Raw genomic sequence first — 17,194 nt, 5'->3', positions numbered from 1 at the left:
AAAATCGAAGGATGCTGGGCAAATAAAGATTATTTTACCGTTACCATATTACTTTAAGCTGCGGCTATCCTAGATCATAAATGTTAACCGGGAAGCATGAGGAGGGGGAAGAGAGGGTGGAGGGGGTAGAATAATTTTTTATGTTTTCTATACACCCCTTAGAATAAATCAAAAGAACTATTAGGTTTATTTTCGTGAAATATGTTGATTGCATTATTAAACGAAAAATAAACCCAGTTTCTGACGGTGGTGCAAAATGTAAAATCCAGTTTTATTAGTTTGGTTTTTTCTTGGAGTTATAAATATTCATCGGGTATAAAAGAGTTTTTTAATTTTGGTCTACTAAACTAGCATGAAGATTTTTTTGTAACTGATGAATGAGAATATTAAACTGGAATTTTAATTATAAATCTAGCCCCGTTTCCTGGTGAGGTAATACAATCTAAAGTACCGCCGTGCTTTTGGGTGATAATTTGATAGCTAATCGATAATCCCAAACCAGTTCCTTTTCCTTCGACTTTAGTTGTGAAAAAGGCATCGAATAACTTTTCTTTGATTTGTAGAGGAATTCCGGTTCCATTGTCTGCAATAATTATAGTTGCCCAGCTATCATCTTTTTCGGTAGTGATTGTAATCATATTCGGGTTTTGACTCACTTCTTCATAGGTTTTCCCTTGATTCGATTCATCCAAAGCATCAACAGCATTAGAAATCAAATTCATAAATACTTGGTTTATTTGACCGTAATAGCATTCAACTAAAGGTAGTTCGGCATAATTTTTGACAATTTGAATTGCCGGACGTTGCGGTTTAGCCTTAAGACGATGAGATAAAATCATTAAGGTAGTATCGAGACCTTCATGTAAATTAACAGCCTTTTTCTCATCGGAACTAGTACGCGAATAATTGCGTAACGACAACATAATATCTTTAATACGGTCAGTTCCTAATTTCATCGAAGAAATCATTTTAGGCAAATCTTCGGCTAGGTATTCTAAATCGATTGCTTCAATTTCTTCTTCGATAGTATCTCCTGGACTTGGAAATTCCTGTTGATATAAATTTAGTAAGCCAAATAAATCTTTTGTATAATTTTCGGCATGGGATAAGTTGCCGGAAATAAAACTGACTGGGTTATTTACTTCGTGAGCAACACCAGCAACTAATTGCCCGAGTTGAGAGATTTTTTCAGTTTGTATTAGTTGCGATTGAGTCGATTGTAACTGCACTAAAGCTTGTTCTAATTCCCGAGTGCGCTGTTTTAAAGCTTGTTGTGCTTGATTGCGTTCGCGAATATCTCGCGCAATTACCAGTGCATGAAGTTTACCATTGTAAATGAAAGATGTAGCTTTGATCTCGATATCAAACAGCGTACCGTTTTTATGGATAACAACGGCTTGGCAAGAAAAATCCTCACCAGATTTTATAGTTACAACAAAATCATCAAATAGATAAAGACAATCTGAGTGAATGTAATCAGAAGCATTTAGAGTTATAAATTCTTCACTCGAATAACCATACATTTGACATAATGTCGGATTTACAGCAACTGCCTTACCAGTTTCTAAATCAAATATTGATAATCCATCATTCACTGTTTCAAAAATGCTGCGGTATTGTTGTTCTTGTTGTTGTAAAGCTTCTTCTATATTTTTACGTTTTATAGCAGTAGCAATTTCTTTGGCGATGAAACTTAGTACATCAAGAACACTTTGACTGATAGTTTGCTTAGAAAACATTGCTACAACACCCATAAGTTCCGAATCAGCAATTAATGGATATCCAGCAAAAGCTACCATTCCTTCGCGAATAGCCCATTGCTTATCACTTATTCTTGCATCAGTTTGAACCGAATTAGTAATATGGGGTTTATTTTCTGTAGCAATTAAACCTATTTTATATTTGCCTACTGGTATGCGACTGTGAGAACCGTCTATATGCGTATACATACCAGCACTTGCTTGTAATTTTAAAACTTTTTCTTGGGGATTATGAATCCAAATTCTCACAAATGCCATATCTAGATAAGAAAGCATAATCTCCGTACATTTTTGCAGCATTTGCTGTAAATCGCTGCTTCTTGCTAGATTTGAATCGATTTCGGTTCTAAATTTCAGGATGCGTGATTTTTCTTGTTCGCTAGCAAATAAACGAGCATTTTTGACTGCGATCGCAACTTGAGAAACAAGAATTTTAATAGTTTCTTGTTTGAACAGTGTAAATGCATTGGTTTTAAGAGTATTCTCCAAATAAATAATACCAATAAATTTGCTTTGAAAATTTATTGGTATACATAAAATAGATTTAGATTTATGGCGCTCAATATAAATATCATGGCTATAAATAGAATCTGTGGCGTTCTGAATAACTATACTTTCTTGAAAAATGATTGCATGATTAATGATTTCTTGAGGTATATCAACGCAAGTAGCAACGGGCATTGATTTTGCGATTATTTTGTTGCTATCTTCGTTATTCTTTATCGCTTCTATAAATAATTGCTGGTCTTTTTCTAGAATTAAACAACCCTTTTGAGCGCTGGCTGTTTCTAAAATAATTTCTAATGCTGCACTAGGTAGATTTTCTATATCCATTTCGCTTTGTATAGCTTCCGAAGCTTTTACAATCGCATTTAAGTCAAAAAGTTGACTGGTGGTATAGGAAAGCATCTTTTGACCCCTTAATCTAAGTTTGCTTATTATTTATAATTCCCACAATCAAACTAAGAATCGACATCATTTAGTTTTAATCTTTCTTTAAAAGAATATCTCAACTAACGAGCATACTTTCCTAAGACGAAAGTTAATAAAAATCTACGTCCTAATGTTGTATTTAAATGTAAAACTATTAGATAATTATCCAATGCCTGATGACAAAAACGTAAGTGTCTTTAGATACAGATTATTTTTGATATTTTTATCGGATATTACCCACTATCATCCAAAGGCGATCGCTGCCTGTTCTATAGTAAAAAAATAGATATAAAGTAGCTTTTGGGATTACGGCATAATATGGGCAGCATTTGGGAACTCGATTACTACTCGCGTCCGATTTTGGACGAAAATAAAAAGAAAGTTTGGGAAGTGTTGATTTGTGAAACTCCTTTGGATATCAGCAGTAAAACTGATTCCTTATTTCGCTACGCTAAATACTGTTCTAGTGCAACGGTGAATTCTGTATGGCTGCAAACTGCGTTGCAAGAAGCGATAGGTAAAGCAGGAGAAGCACCGGTTAAAATCCGCTTTTTCCGCCGTCAAATGAACAATATGATTACTAAAGCTTGTGAGGAGATTGGTATTCCTGCCCAAACAAGTCGTCGGACATTAGCGTTAAACCAATGGCTACAACAGCGAATGGATGAAGTTTATCCTCAAGAAGCAGGTTACCAAGGAGGTACTAATCCCTCAGTCAGATTGGAATCTCCTTTACCCCAACGCTTACCCGATGCTTTGGAGGGAGAACAATTACAATTTGTGACCTTGAGTGCTGCGGATTTTGCGGATATGCCAGAGTGGAATATTGATTTTGGTGAGGCTTTTCCTTTAGATTTAGCTGGCATTTCATCGGAAAATAAAATTCCTGGTGTTTTGATTTTTTCTAATAGAGCATTACCTATCGCAGCTTGGATGTCTGGCTTAGAGTTAGCCTGGTTAAGATTTGATAGTTCCAAAACAGGCAGGTTGCTTCTGGAAACGGGTGCCACTGAAAGCTGGATTTTAGCCAATATTAAAAATCCACAAATGCTCTTGGAAGCACAAAATTTTGAACAAGCCAAGCAAAAGGCTAACGGGGTTCATTTTATTGGAGTACAGTCAGATCCAACTTCGGAATCTTTTGCAGGTTTTTGGCTGTTAAGAGAAATTTGAGGAGATGGGGAATAAAAGTTGAAAGTTGGGAATTAAGAGTTAGGAGTTAGGAGAATAAAAATTTTAACTGGTCAGTGGTCACTGTTCGCTGATATCCTTTGACCTGTAATTATATTTTCTTTTGAATAATTACTAGTAATTAACTACTAGTAACTAACTACTAACAACTAAAATGACTAATAATTTGGCAGAACAGTTGCTGGAGCTAGCAACGAAAGCTGGTGCGACTGAAGCGGAGGTATATCAATCGCATTCGCTTTCTAAACCAGTTTTTTTTGAAGCAAACCGCCTTAAACAACTTGAAAGCAATCAAAGTACGGGTACTGCATTACGATTATGGTACGAAAATCGTCCGGGGCTTACTGTGGCAAATGGCCCCGTTGCAGCGGAAACTATGGTGGCAAAGGCTATTGCTTTAAGTAAGTTAAATCAGCCTGAAGAAGCAAAATTAACTGGTAATTCTGAATTTGTTTACCCAAACCTTGGAGAAGATGTACCTGCTTCCAAGTTAGCGGAATGGGGAAAACAGACTATTGATTTGATTCGCGATGTTTACCCAGATGTTATTTGTAATGGTGATTGGGAATGCGATTTAGAAACCACAAGGTTAGTCAACACTCAAGGCTTGGATTCTCACTATACTGATACCACCCTCAGCTGCTATGTTTCCGCAGAGTGGGTAAGAGGTGATGATTTTTTAAGCGTTGCGGATGGGCAAACCGAACGCGGAAAACTCAATCCCGATGGATTAGCCCAACAAATTTTACAGCGATTAAATTGGGCAAAGTCCAATGTAGAAATACCATTGAATCGCATCCCAGTTTTGTTTACTTCTAAAGCTGCCGATATGCTTTGGGGTACTTTGCAAGCTGCACTGAATGGTAAACGAGTCTTAGAAGGTTCTTCTCCTTGGGTTGAGCGTGTGGATAAACCAGTGGTTTCGCCTTTGCTTACTCTTTACCAAGAGCCTAATGCTGGACCTTATAGCTGTCCCTTTGACGACGAAGGTACCCCTACCCGCGATTTAGTTTTTGTTCAAGATGGAATATTGCAAAATTTTTACTGCGATCGCGCTACGGGGAATCAGTTAAATATGGATACTACTGGTAATGGTTTTCGCCCAAGTTTAAGTAGTTATCCCACTCCGGGGTTATTTAACTTTCTGATAAAACCGGGAAGTGGAAGTTTGCAGCAATTAATTAAAGAAATGGATAGCGGCTTGATTGTAGACCAAATACTGGGTGGAGGTGGAGGAATCTCTGGTGATTTTTCTATCAATATTGACTTGGGCTATTACGTCCAAAATGGTCAAGTAACCGGACGTGTTAAAGATACTATGGTATCCGGTAATGTTTACACAGCTTTAAAGCACTTAATTAAACTTGGTGGAGATGCTGAGTGGAATGGTTCTTGTTACACTCCATCTTTGATAGTTGATGGATTATCCTGCACTGGTAAAAATAGTTCGTAATATTTAAATATACCTCACCCTTTTATGGGTGAACGTGGTTATTAATTTTTAAAAATTTTAAAAATAGTATTTTAGTTTAACATATAACTATACTATTTTTAGGAATTAAAACTTATTAGTTGAAAGTTTGTGATTCGACTAATATTAGCTCTAGTGGCAGACGATATTTATTGATATTAATATTGCTAAATCTCAAATATATTCTCTTACTTTAAGTAATGAAGAGTCTTATCAAGTAGGCATTTCAAAAATTTGCATCTGCAATGCTTTAGTCGCAGCAAAGCCGAAGGCGCAAATTCGATGTCAGACATGCATCTTTTCAAAAATTGTCATGCTCTAAAAAATAAATATATCTTTTGCCATTTGCGAATTTCCAATGCTCACGACCTAAATCCAATACATAATGCTCCAATATGTTTCTGACTAAGTATTTTCGTGATTTTTGGCAGCCCAGAAAAGGTTTAGCAATTGCAGAAGCTTGTGTTATTGGGGTAGTTGCTGCTTTATCTGCGATATTTCTTAGATTTAGTTCGGGTAGTTTAGGAACATTTCGAGTAAACACCTCTTATGCAATCCCAGCATTGTTTGCTTTACCCTTAATTGGCGCTAGCTTTGGCTTTACAGCTGGCTTCTTAGTAGATAGGTTTGCTCCAGAGGCTTCGGGTAGCGGTGTTCCTCAAGTAAAAGCCAGTCTAGCTAATGTACCCATAAGATTATCTTGGCGAGTCGCTATCGTAAAATTGATCGGCGCTATTCTGACATTGGGTTCGGGAATGACTTTGGGAAGACAAGGACCTACCGTTCATGTGGGTGCAGCTTTAGCGGCGGGAATGAGTCGAGTGTTTCCCACTTCTCCGGATCATCGCCGACAGATGATAGCTGCTGGTGCTGGTGCGGGATTAGCGGCAGCTTTCAATGCTCCAATTACTGGTATCTTATTTGTTGTAGAAGAACTACTGCAAGATTTATCGGGAATCACTTTAGGAACAGCTATAATCGCTTCGTTTATTGGTGGAGTGCTTTCCAGACTTTTAGGCGGTAGAAGTTTACAGCTAAATCTAGAATTAATCGAATCACAAACCACTTTCGCGATTACAGAACTGCCTTTTTACTTAATTTTAGGTCTTTTGGCAGGTTTGCTAGCTGCATTATTCAGACATGGTTTGATTCAAAGCCTCAAGTTCTATCGTAAATTACGGATAAGTCTACCTTTAAAATTAGCTTTAGCTGGCTTAGTTTCTGGCATTTTAATTGCGATGTTGCCCGAACTATTCCGTAATAATACTGGTTTGCGGGAATTTATTCTTGCTGGCAAGCCAAGCGTTTACAGAGTTGCGTTGGTATTTGTAGCTCAATTTATTCTGACATTAATCGCATTTGGCTCTGGAGCGCCTGGAGGATTATTTGCTCCCAGCCTTATTCTAGGTTCATGTTTGGGATATTTAATTGGGGTTATAGAATTTCGCTTTTTGGGTATAAGCTCCCCCGATACTTATGCTTTGGTAGGAATGGGAGCATTTTTTAGCGGTGTTTCTAAAGTGCCGATCACGGCAATCATGATTATTTTTGAGATAACTACAGATTTCAATCTGGTATTACCTTTGATGATTGGTTCTGTCACCTCTTATCTAGTTGCCGATAAATTAATACCTGGTTCGCTGTATGCCAAACTTTTAGAACTTAATGGTATTGATATCGATACAGAAAATTCTATCGATGGCAGAATTACTCAACTAACCGCCCAGGAAGTTATGCAGCGTCAGGTGGAAACCCTACAAGCCCAGATGACTGTAGACGAAGCGATACAGGCATTTTCTCATTCAACCCAACGGGGATTTCCGGTCTTAGAAAACAGTAAGTTAGTAGGAATTGTTACCCAAAGCGATTTGATGAAAATACGGGAAGGCAAATTATCTAGAAATGCACCTGTAAAAGAAATAATGACATCGCAACCGCTAACTATTACCCCCGAACACAATTTAAGCAACGTACTATATTTATTAAATAGGCATCAAATTAGCCGTTTGCCAGTTTTAGAAGGGCGTAGATTCGTCGGAATAATTAGCCGAGGCGATATTATTCGAGCCGAAGCGAACTACCTTAATTGTGAAAGTTTTCCCAACCAACCGAAAATAAAACCTTCCTACAAAGTTTATCAAACTCAGTCACCCAGCGTTGGCAGAGGAAGATTATTAGTTTTAATTGCTAATCCCGAAACTGCACACAAGCTGTTACAGATGGCAGCAATGATTGCCAAACACAACCGTTACGAAGTTGAATGTTTGCAAGTAATAACTATTTCTCGTCATAATAAACCAGCAGAAACACCCGTGAAAACAGCACCAAGTAGAAAGCTGTTATTGTCTGCCGAAGTTATAGGTAAAAGATGGAAAATTCCCGTACATACTCAAATACGAGTAGCCCATGAAGTCGCAAATGCAACATTAGAAACCGTCAAAGAGCGGCACATAGATACATTATTAATGGGGTGGAAAGGCAGTACTCATACCCCCGGACGCATCTTTGGTAATGTTGTAGATACGATAATTCGTCAAGCTACCTGTGAATTATTGCTGGTAAAATTAGGCAATTCTTCAAACCCAATAAACTTCAAACGCTGTTTAGTACCAATGGCTGGTGGTCCAAATTCCAAAATTGCGCTGAAATTATTGCCTGCTTTAGCTACTTACACTCAAAAATTAGAAATTCGTCTGACACAAGTTTTTTCATCGGAAGCTCAAATAGATGTCAAAGTACTGCAAGCAGCTAAGCGCCTGCTTATTGATAGATACAAGCTATCTAATAAAATCAATGCGGTTCACATCAAAGCCCATTCCGTACCCGAAGGCATAATTAACTTAGTTAAAACAGGAAACTTCGATGTAGTAGTTTTAGGTGCTTCCGGCGAGGGAATGTTACAGCAAGCAATTAATGGCAATATTCCAGAAGCAATTGCCTCGGGGGTTGATTGTACGGTGATTTTAGTTCGGAGTATGAGTAGTGAGGAATAAGCAGTTATCCATAAGCACCATTAGGCAAAAATCCCAAAAGTTGCTTCAATCTTGTATCTGCTCCTTCATAGCAATGACTGGGCATTTGATAATTCATAAATGGTGCGTATTTATGTCCAACTAATCTTTTTCCATAGGTAATTTGTGTAATGTAGCGGGTACTAAAAGACGAGTTTCTCGAACCTCTATGCCAAACTTGATTATTGAAACAGACTGCACTACCCATGCCTCCCAAGCAGCTATGAATTCTATCTTCATAACCAGAAATATCACCATCGCATAACTTACCAAATAAATGCGATTCCGGAATCACTTGGGTTGGCCCATTTTCCACAGATAAAACATCTGTCAAATAATAGTTAACTGTAAATGCTAGAACATTTAAGCGAATATTAGTTAGCGGTTTGCCATCGAGAGAAAGAACGTGTGGTGTATCATCCTGATGCCATTTGTTTTGAGCCAATCCATCGGTTTGAGCCGGAACTGTAAAAGAGTTATTGTGGATAACATGAATAGCATTAGCGTTGGGAACTCCCTCCTCTATGGAATAACCAACACCGTTTGCTCCACCAATCAAATTTTCTGCAAATGTCACAATTGGCTCTAAAGCAAATAAATCCAAATTATTTTTGGAATGCTCAAACATTCTTTTCATCATCATCTTTTTCTTTAAAGGATGATAATTTTCAGTTTGAGTTTTTTTGATAGCTGACTCTAAATCATTCCTTAAAAGCTGACATTGCTCGGGTTGTAAAACATTAGGAATTACTAAAAAACCATTAGCATGAAAAAACTCAATCCATTCATTCAACTGCTTCGCAGATGGTCTTTTGCCAGCTAAATATTTAGACATTCTCCTCACCTTCTAGATTTTTTCGCGATCGCTAGGGATCGAGACGATTTGGGTATTCTGGTTAAGCCATCTTAGCAAAACGATACATATGTTCCATTCAAAAAGAGTTTGCTCGCAAAGGTTGAAGCAGGTGAATAATTTATCATCGGATGCGAACGTAATGCTGAGATGAATGTAAAATAAATTAGAATAAGGTTACAAAGTGTAAAGAAACATCATATTTTTTCTTGCCTTTTGAAACAATTTGCTTAATTTCAGTGTTGAAATTTATATAAAAAGCTCATGCATAATAGTTTGTGGCGAAGATTCTTCACCTTTTGTACGGTATTACTTTTAGCTGGCTCGATTTGGACGACACATACGAGTTCTGCCTATGCTTACGACAATCCAGAGTTGTTGCCGGACGAATTTACACCAGTTGTAGATTTAGGAAAATCTTTGAATGTTGTTCAAGAACAAAATTTAGTTCAGGAACTTTACGATTTTGAAGAGGAAACTGGTTGGCAGTTGCGAGTACTCACTCAGTACGACAGAACCCCAGGTAGAGCGGTAATTAAGTTTTGGGGTTTAAACGACCATAGTATTTTACTGGTTGCCGATTCCCGTGGTGGTAATATTCTCAGTTTTGCGGTTGGGGATGATGTTTATGAATTGTTACCGCGTACTTTCTGGATAGAACTGCAAACTCGTTTCGGTAACTTATATTTTGTACGGGAAAAAGGTGAAGACCAAGCTATTATTCAAGCTTTACACACTGTAGAAAATTGTTTGCGTCAAGGTGGTTGCAATGTCGTTCCTGGTTTGCCGCGAGAGCAGTGGATTCTGACCTTAATTACTTCGGTTATCGGTGGAGTTATTTGTGGTTTTGCCGCTCAGCCAAGGGAAGAGGGGCAAGTTGTCGCTTGGCAATGGGCTTTAATATTTTCTCCTTTGTGGGGAATTTTGTTCCTTGCTTTCGGAATTGGTCCTGTAGTGACTCGTACCTCCGATTGGTTGCCTCTAGTTCGTAATATTTCCGGTTTCTTAATTGGAGTTTTGGTTGCTTACTTGACTCCTATTCTCGGTAATTCAACTCCTTCTGAAACATAAATTACATCAAATTTGGTTTTGTTGGAATCATAAAAAACCGCGCCAGAAGCAGAGGAGATAAAAAAGAAGAATAGAAAATGAAATAATCCCGATATAAACGGAAACTATATCACTTGGAAGTTAAGAGTTAGGAGTTAAGAGTTTAACTTTTGACTCTTAATTTCGTTTTTATGGGCTTACAGTTAAACTGCCAAGATTGATAATCAACCCCCTATGGGTGAAAATTGATCGATGGATAGTTTCAGGGAAGTAGAGAATGGAATGGCACATAACGGACGCTCAAAGTCTATCAAGCATAGATAAAGAAATTGGTGGTTTTTTGGCTTCGATGCATTCGCCGGAGAATGCTTCTAAAAATGACGATACTCATTTTTCACCCGCAGAGTACGAAATTATTAGAAGAGTCATTTACGCTACGGGTGACTTTGAATATAAATCAATAATCGAATTTTCAGATCGGGCTTTGCAGGCTTCAGCTGCTGCCTTGGCATCACGCAGTACGGTTGTTGTAGACAATCCAAAAGTACAAGTAGGTATTGCTCAAACAGTACAAAATACTTTTGCAAATCCAGTTTACTGTGCCGTTGAAGCCCAAACCAGACCCCAGCAAGGTAAAACTCGTGCGGCTTGGGGTATGGAAACTTTAGTTAAGCGCTATCCAGAGGGAATATTTGTAGTAGGGCAAGCAGCAACGGCTTTGATAAGCTTGATGGAGTTGATTGAAGCCGAAAAAATTAGACCTGTTTTAATCATTGCTACACCACCGCAGTTTATTAATATTGATGGAATCAAAAAAAGTTTAAAAGAATTTTCCATACCAAATATAACCATTAAAAGTAGAAAAGGAGGCGCTACGGTAGCAGCAGCAATTTTGGACGGATTGATCGATTTAGCTTGGGAAGCTTATGGGTAATTGGTAATTGGTAATGGGTAATTGGTAATGGGTAATTGGTAATGGGTAATGGGTAAAAGTCAAAAAACCCAGTTGATAAAAACCGGGTTTTTGATAATTTTAATGATAGCTAAAACTTTTTACTGGTAAATTTTAAATTGGTAAGCGATCTATGTCCTTATTGTGACCAATTACTACCATTGCAGAACCTTTTTCAAGACGTTTGTGGGGGTCTGGATTGATGATAAATTTTTCATCAGCACCACCATTGGTTTTGTTGCTGATAGCTAATACGTTCAAACCATAACGATTGCGAAGCTGTAGTTCGGCAACGGTTTTACCATTAAATTCTTCGGGTATTGCTATTTCAACGATACTGTTATCGGGGTCGAGGTCAAAGGTATCTAAGATAGCAGGCTTTGTAAGTGTTTGTGCTAAAGCGCAACCGGCTTCATGTTCGGGAAAAACAACTCTGTCTGCACCAACTTTTCGCAGCAACTTACAGTGAACTTCGCTAGAAGCTTTAGCTACCACATTTTTTACACCACCTTCTTTGACATTTAAAGTGGTGATAATACTTTCTTGAATATAATTACCAATTGCGATAATTACCGTGTCAAACTCAAAAATACCTGCTTCTTTGAGTGCGCCTGGTTCTGTTGAGTCTAATTGTAAAGCATGACCGGTAATTTCTTCTGTCAGGGCTTGGGATACCCGCTTTTCTTCAATATCTGTTGCTAGTACTTCATAACCCAATTTGTGCAAAGTCGAGCAAACAGAACGACCAAAACGTCCTAAACCAATTACTGCAAACTGCTGATTGGTTTTGTTTAAAGTACGAAAAAACCCTAACGAGGACAGATTCACTATTTTTATCCTTAATTATTACAGCTTTTATATAGCTTCAGAAATCGGTCATAATAAATACATTATAAATAAATATTATAATTTTTTTACCCGATTGTACTTATTTTATCATTCCAGCTTAATTGTAAATACTTGCTAAAATTGAGTTTCTTTTCTACATATAAATATTATCTAGCTCAATAACAATAATAAATCAACCTTTAGCGATTTACAGTTATAGTTTTCCAGAATATTATACAACTGTAAACCGCTAATTTTGCAACAAACTTACCCTACAAGTAAATCCTCTTCTGGGTAGTGAATTTGAGTAGGTTTGGGGTCGCCAAGTACTGCGGACATCAGCAGTAAAACGCCGACTCTCCCCATATACATAGTTAAAATTAATATCAACTTACCCCAGATAGAGAATTTGCTAGTTATTCCTGTAGAAAGACCTACGGTTGCATAAGCAGAAACAACTTCAAACAATATTTGAATAAAATCAAATACTGGGTCTGTAAGAGAGATTAAAATCGTACAAATAATTACAACAGTGACAGAACCCACTATCACGCCAACGGCTTTTAATATTAAAGATACGGCAATACGACGCTCGTAAAGTAGAACTTCTTCCTTTCCTTGAAGAATTGATTTTGTACAACTACTAAGTACTCGAATCGTTGTAGTTTTCATGCCTCCCCCAGTACCACCAGGACTTGCCCCCACGAACATAAGAGCAATAGTAATAAATAGTCCTGCTGTTGTCATGCTGCCAATCTCAATACTATTAAAACCAGCAGTTCTAGTAGTCATAGATTGAAACCAAGCCGCTAGTAGTTGACTGCGAAAACTAAAATTTTCTATCGTTTGTGTATTTCTGACTTCCACGAAGAAAAAAGCTACCAAACCTAAAACTAGTAAAAATATTGTGGTACTAGTAGCAACTTTATAGTCAAGAGATAAAACTATATTACGGGGTCTTCGACGCAGGCGATCGCGCAGCCAGAAAAACATTTCTAAGATTACTTGGTATCCGATTCCACCGAAAATAACTAAGCCGGAGATTGTAAAGACTAATAAGCCCGAAGAATTATAATCCACCAAGCTATTTGAAAACAGGCTAAAACCAGCATTATTCCAAGCACTGATGCTGTGAAAAATTGCTAACCACATTCCTTTATCCCATCCAAAATCGGGAACAAATACTAAAAGTAGTAAAAAGATTCCTGTGATTTCAAAAAATAGCGTTACTGCAATAATGGAGCGAATAATATTACCGCTACCTTCCATTTCTCGCCGATCTAAAGCTTGTTGAATGGCGATTTTATGCCTCAAATCAAATCTACGCCCAGTCAACATAATTAAAAAGGTTGTAAATGTCATATATCCCAACCCGCCGACTTGTGCGAGCAACAGAATAAATAACTGACCCCAGAAGGAAAAATCTGTACCGGTATCAACTACAGCCAAACCCGTAACGCAAACGGCAGAAGTCGCGGTAAATAAAGCAACAATTGGGCTATTCCAGGTATTCGTAGCTGTGGAAAAAGGCATCATTAATAAAACAGTTCCTACAGCAATTACTGCCAGAAAGCCAAAGCAAATTTTTTGAGGAGCAGTCATATGGATTTTAGATTTTGGATTTTAAGGTTTGGGGATTTTGGATTTTCCTCTGCTTGAGGGCGAGGGCTGGTTTTTAATTTAAAACCCGAAATCAGCAGAATCATATAAAAAGCTATTACAACGAATTATTCCATCTTATTGCGGATGGAGTATTTTTCCTTCTGGAAACAAAACACACGTGGTAGCCTACCAATATATGTTTTTTAATTCTGCGACAGTCTTAACATTGCTCAACTCATGACAGCAACACTAAGCCAGCAAATTCAGCAATTCTACGATGCTTCTTCTAGTCTCTGGGAAGACATATGGGGGGAGCATATGCATCACGGTTATTACGGTGCCGATGGTAAAGAACAAAAAAACCGCCGTCAAGCACAAATTGATTTAATTGAGGAGTTGTTGCAATGGGCACAGGTGCAGCAAGCTGAAAATATTTTAGATGTGGGTTGCGGCATCGGTGGAAGTTCTTTGTATTTAGCGGATAAATTTAACGCTGCGGCTACTGGTATTACTTTAAGCCCCGTACAGGCACAAAGAGCAAGCGAGCGGGCGGCTGAGTTTGGTTTACAGCATAGAACTAATTTTCAGGTGGCAGATGCTTTGGATATGCCCTTCGAGGATAACAGCTTTGATTTAGTTTGGTCTTTGGAAAGCGGCGAGCATATGCCGGACAAGCAAAAATTTTTACAAGAATGCTACCGGGTACTCAAGCCGGGAGGAAAGTTGATTTTAGTCACTTGGTGTCATCGTGCCACCGATGAATCACCTTTAAGTGCAGAGGAAAAAAAGCATTTACAGCAGATTTATGAGGTGTATTGCTTACCATACGTAATTTCTCTGCCCGAATACGAAGAAATTGCTCGTCAACTACCTTTACAAAATATTAGCACTGCGGATTGGTCGGAAGCTGTGGCTCCTTTTTGGAATGTGGTAATTGATTCTGCTTTTAATGCCAAAGCATTGTTTGGTTTATTGCGTGCTGGTTGGAAAACAATTCAAGGTGCAATGTCCCTTGGTTTAATGAGTCGCGGTTATGAAAGTGGCTTGATTAAGTTTGGTTTGTTAACCGGAATTAAGGAGTGATGTAGAAGAGGGGGAAGAGGGGGTTTTTAATTCCTATGCCCAATTACCGATTACCAATGCCCGATTCCCCATGCCCTATGCCCAATCCCCAATGCCCATATTAAATCTAAAATCCAAAATTATTATGAGTCAAGTTTCACAAACGGGGTTGCAAAGTAATTGGCTTTACGCTTTTTGGAAGTTTTCTCGTCCTCATACAATTTACGGTACGAGTTTGAGCGTGTTGGGATTATATGTTGTTGCCATTGCTTTAACAAATAGTAGTTTTCCATTCCCAAATTCTTATTCTTTGCTTTCTCTTATAGCTGCTTGGATTGCTTGTTTATCTGGAAATGTCTATATTGTTGGACTAAATCAACTGCAAGATGTAGAAATCGACAAAATTAATAAGCCTCATTTACCTGTTGCTTCGGGAGAGTTTACGCAACGGATGGGAGAAATTATTGTCATTACTACCGGTATTTTAGCGCTCTCGTTATCTTGGTTTTCGGGACCTTTTTTATTTGGGATGGTAGCTATTAGTTTAGCTATTGGTACGGCTTATTCTTTACCACCAATTCGTTTAAAACGATTTCCTTTTTGGGCTGCAATTTGTATATTTTCTGTACGAGGAGCCATAGTTAATTTAGGATTGTTTTTGCACTTCTCTTGGGTATTGCAAGCTCAACAATCAATTCCACCTGCGGTATGGACTTTAACCTGGTTTATCCTGGTATTTACAATTGCCATCGCCATCTTTAAAGATATCCCCGATATGGAAGGCGATCGCCAGTACAATATCACTACTTTTACAATTAAGTTGGGAAAAGAAACAGTCTTTAATCTTTCTCGCTGGCTGTTGAGTCTTTGTTACGCTGGGATGATTGTGGTAGGATTGCTAGGCTTTGCAAAAGTTAATTCTATATTTGTAGTCGCGGTTCATTCTGTAATCTTAGGTTTCATGTGGTGGCAGACTCAACAAACCGATTTACAAGATAAAATTTCTACTACTAGTGCTTATCAGTTTATTTGGAAGTTGTTTTATCTTGAATATTTGATTTTTCCTATTTCTTGTTTATTGGGTTAGTTGTTTTATTTTCCCACTCACCTGGGACTGCAAGTCCCAGGCTAATAGCGAAAGTCATCTTCAGATGACTGAATTGGGATGCTTACACTAAATAAGGTTTTTAGACATTAAATCCTAATTTCTAATTCCTAACTCATAACTCTTAACTACTCTTAATTATGTTAGAAAATCCGCAACTAAATACAATTATTCCTGCTGTTATCGTTCTTTCAAGTATTTTCCTGCTAATTTATTTTGCTGTTAAAACTTTAAGAACTTCTAATCTTTTTCAGAAAGGACTAGATTTATATCAGCAGAAAGATTATGAGAATGCAGAAGCTGTTTTTCGTCAAGTAACTTCTATCAATGTAAGTAACGATGTAGTTCGCTTGCTTTTAGGCGATTCTTTACTAAAACAGGGAAAGGTAGAAGCAGCTATTGAAAAGTACAAAGAAGTTATTGAACGCGCACCAAAAAAAGCTGATGCTTATTTACGTTTGAGTCGAATTTATATGCAGCAAGAAAAGCAATCGGAAGCGATAGGATATTTACAGAAAGCCAAAGAAGTATTACAAAAGCGTCAGCCGCAGAAAGCGGAAGAAGTCAGTCAGTTGTTAGAAAAGTTGAATAGTTAATAAGGTGTTGAGCATTTAATTAAATCCCTATAGGTATTAACAAACTAAATGGCTCAATCAAAAGGCAAAGTCTACCTTGTAGGTGCAGGGGTAGGAGACGTAGATTATTTAACAGTCAAAGCTTATCGGTTATTAGCTGAAGCTGAAGTATTAATTTACGATGCTTTAGTGGACGAGCAATTATTAAAACTGGTACCGGATAATTGTTTAAAAATCCATGTGGGAAAACGGGGTGGTTTACCAAGTACCCCTCAATCAGAAATTAATCAATTATTAGTTAAATATTGTCAGCAAGAAAAGCTCGTTATTCGGCTTAAATCCGGAGACCCGTTTATTTTTGGTCGCTGTATGCAAGAAATTCAAGCTTTACAAGCTGCTGGCTGTGATTTTGAAGTGATTCCGGGAATTTCTTCTGTAACAGCAGCACCTTTATTAGCAGGAATTCCTCTTACGGATGCGGAGGTAAGTAGATGCTTCGCTGTATTCAGCGCTCATCAACCTTCGGAACTTGATTGGGAAGCGCTTTCAAGGTTAGATACCCTAGTAATCTTAATGGGGGGACAACATCTGGGTGAAATTGTAGATCAGTTAATTAAATATGGAAAAGATAAATTCACCCCAGTTGCAATTATTCGTAAAGCAGGAACTTCAGAACAACAGGTATGGATTGGTGAACTTTCCACGATTGTGGAACAAGTAAAGGCGGTGCGTTTGTCTCCTGCTGTAATTGTTATTAGTGAAGTAGTAGGGTTGAGCAGGTTTTCTGGGAAAATGTAATTA

Annotated in this window: 13 protein-coding genes; 9 read left to right on the top strand and 4 right to left on the bottom strand. The window is 37.8% G+C overall.

Annotation, left to right across the window (positions count from 1 at the left end; all coding sequences use genetic code 11):
• Positions 1-386: 386 nt before the first annotated feature.
• Entirely contained in the window at positions 387-2,669 is a 2,283-nt protein-coding gene (locus tag RIV7116_RS34395) for an ATP-binding protein (protein ID WP_015122586.1), read from the bottom strand.
• 342 nt (positions 2,670-3,011) lie between these two features.
• Between RIV7116_RS34395 and RIV7116_RS32440 the strand changes: the two genes are divergently transcribed.
• From RIV7116_RS32440 to RIV7116_RS32430, 3 genes are all read left to right on the top strand, one after another.
• Complete coding sequence (locus RIV7116_RS32440) at positions 3,012-3,866, top strand: Tab2/Atab2 family RNA-binding protein (RefSeq protein ID WP_015122585.1); 855 nt, start codon at positions 3,012-3,014, stop codon at positions 3,864-3,866.
• A 172-nt stretch (positions 3,867-4,038) separates the two neighbouring features.
• Complete coding sequence (locus RIV7116_RS32435; RefSeq protein WP_015122584.1) at positions 4,039-5,337, top strand: TldD/PmbA family protein; 1,299 nt, start codon at positions 4,039-4,041, stop codon at positions 5,335-5,337.
• A 413-nt stretch (positions 5,338-5,750) separates the two neighbouring features.
• Positions 5,751-8,348, top strand: a complete 2,598-nt coding sequence (locus RIV7116_RS32430) for a chloride channel protein (RefSeq protein WP_015122583.1) — start codon at positions 5,751-5,753, stop codon at positions 8,346-8,348.
• A 4-nt stretch (positions 8,349-8,352) separates the two neighbouring features.
• Here the strand turns inward: RIV7116_RS32430 and RIV7116_RS32425 are convergent, their stop codons facing one another.
• Positions 8,353-9,201, bottom strand: coding sequence for a phytanoyl-CoA dioxygenase family protein (locus tag RIV7116_RS32425; RefSeq protein ID WP_015122582.1), 849 nt, complete (start codon positions 9,199-9,201; stop codon positions 8,353-8,355).
• 282 nt (positions 9,202-9,483) lie between these two features.
• Between RIV7116_RS32425 and RIV7116_RS32420 the strand changes: the two genes are divergently transcribed.
• On the top strand, positions 9,484-10,290 hold the full coding sequence (locus RIV7116_RS32420) for a TPM domain-containing protein (RefSeq protein ID WP_015122581.1): 807 nt from the start codon (positions 9,484-9,486) through the stop codon (positions 10,288-10,290).
• A gap of 256 nt (positions 10,291-10,546) precedes the next feature.
• On the top strand, positions 10,547-11,203 hold the full coding sequence (locus RIV7116_RS32415; RefSeq protein WP_015122580.1) for a precorrin-8X methylmutase: 657 nt from the start codon (positions 10,547-10,549) through the stop codon (positions 11,201-11,203).
• Positions 11,204-11,335: 132 nt separating this feature from the next.
• Here the strand turns inward: RIV7116_RS32415 and RIV7116_RS32410 are convergent, their stop codons facing one another.
• Entirely contained in the window at positions 11,336-12,049 is a 714-nt protein-coding gene (locus tag RIV7116_RS32410; protein ID WP_015122579.1) for a TrkA family potassium uptake protein, read from the bottom strand.
• Positions 12,050-12,316: 267 nt separating this feature from the next.
• Positions 12,317-13,651 carry a TrkH family potassium uptake protein gene (locus RIV7116_RS32405; protein WP_015122578.1) on the bottom strand — a complete coding sequence of 445 codons (1,335 nt, stop codon included), beginning with the start codon at positions 13,649-13,651 and terminating at the stop codon, positions 12,317-12,319.
• Positions 13,652-13,888: 237 nt separating this feature from the next.
• On the opposite strand from RIV7116_RS32405, the gene RIV7116_RS32400 reads away from it, so the two are divergent.
• The 4 genes from RIV7116_RS32400 (at position 13,889) to cobA (ending at position 17,191) form a co-directional block, all read left to right on the top strand.
• Positions 13,889-14,734, top strand: coding sequence for a methyltransferase domain-containing protein (locus tag RIV7116_RS32400; RefSeq protein WP_015122577.1), 846 nt, complete (start codon positions 13,889-13,891; stop codon positions 14,732-14,734).
• 124 nt (positions 14,735-14,858) lie between these two features.
• Positions 14,859-15,800 (top strand): homogentisate phytyltransferase, encoded by a 942-nt coding sequence (locus tag RIV7116_RS32395; protein ID WP_044292605.1) that lies wholly within the window; start codon positions 14,859-14,861, stop codon positions 15,798-15,800.
• Positions 15,801-15,958: 158 nt separating this feature from the next.
• Complete coding sequence (locus tag RIV7116_RS32390; protein ID WP_015122575.1) at positions 15,959-16,414, top strand: tetratricopeptide repeat protein; 456 nt, start codon at positions 15,959-15,961, stop codon at positions 16,412-16,414.
• A 48-nt stretch (positions 16,415-16,462) separates the two neighbouring features.
• Entirely contained in the window at positions 16,463-17,191 is a 729-nt protein-coding gene (cobA, locus tag RIV7116_RS37740) for a uroporphyrinogen-III C-methyltransferase (RefSeq protein ID WP_015122574.1), read from the top strand.
• Positions 17,192-17,194 lie beyond the last annotated feature (3 nt).

Source organism: Rivularia sp. PCC 7116 (assembly GCF_000316665.1).
Classification (GTDB): Bacteria; Cyanobacteriota; Cyanobacteriia; order Cyanobacteriales; family Nostocaceae; genus Rivularia.
The sequence above is the reverse complement of the archived record's forward strand: the minus strand, read 5'-3'. Positions and strand labels throughout refer to the sequence as shown.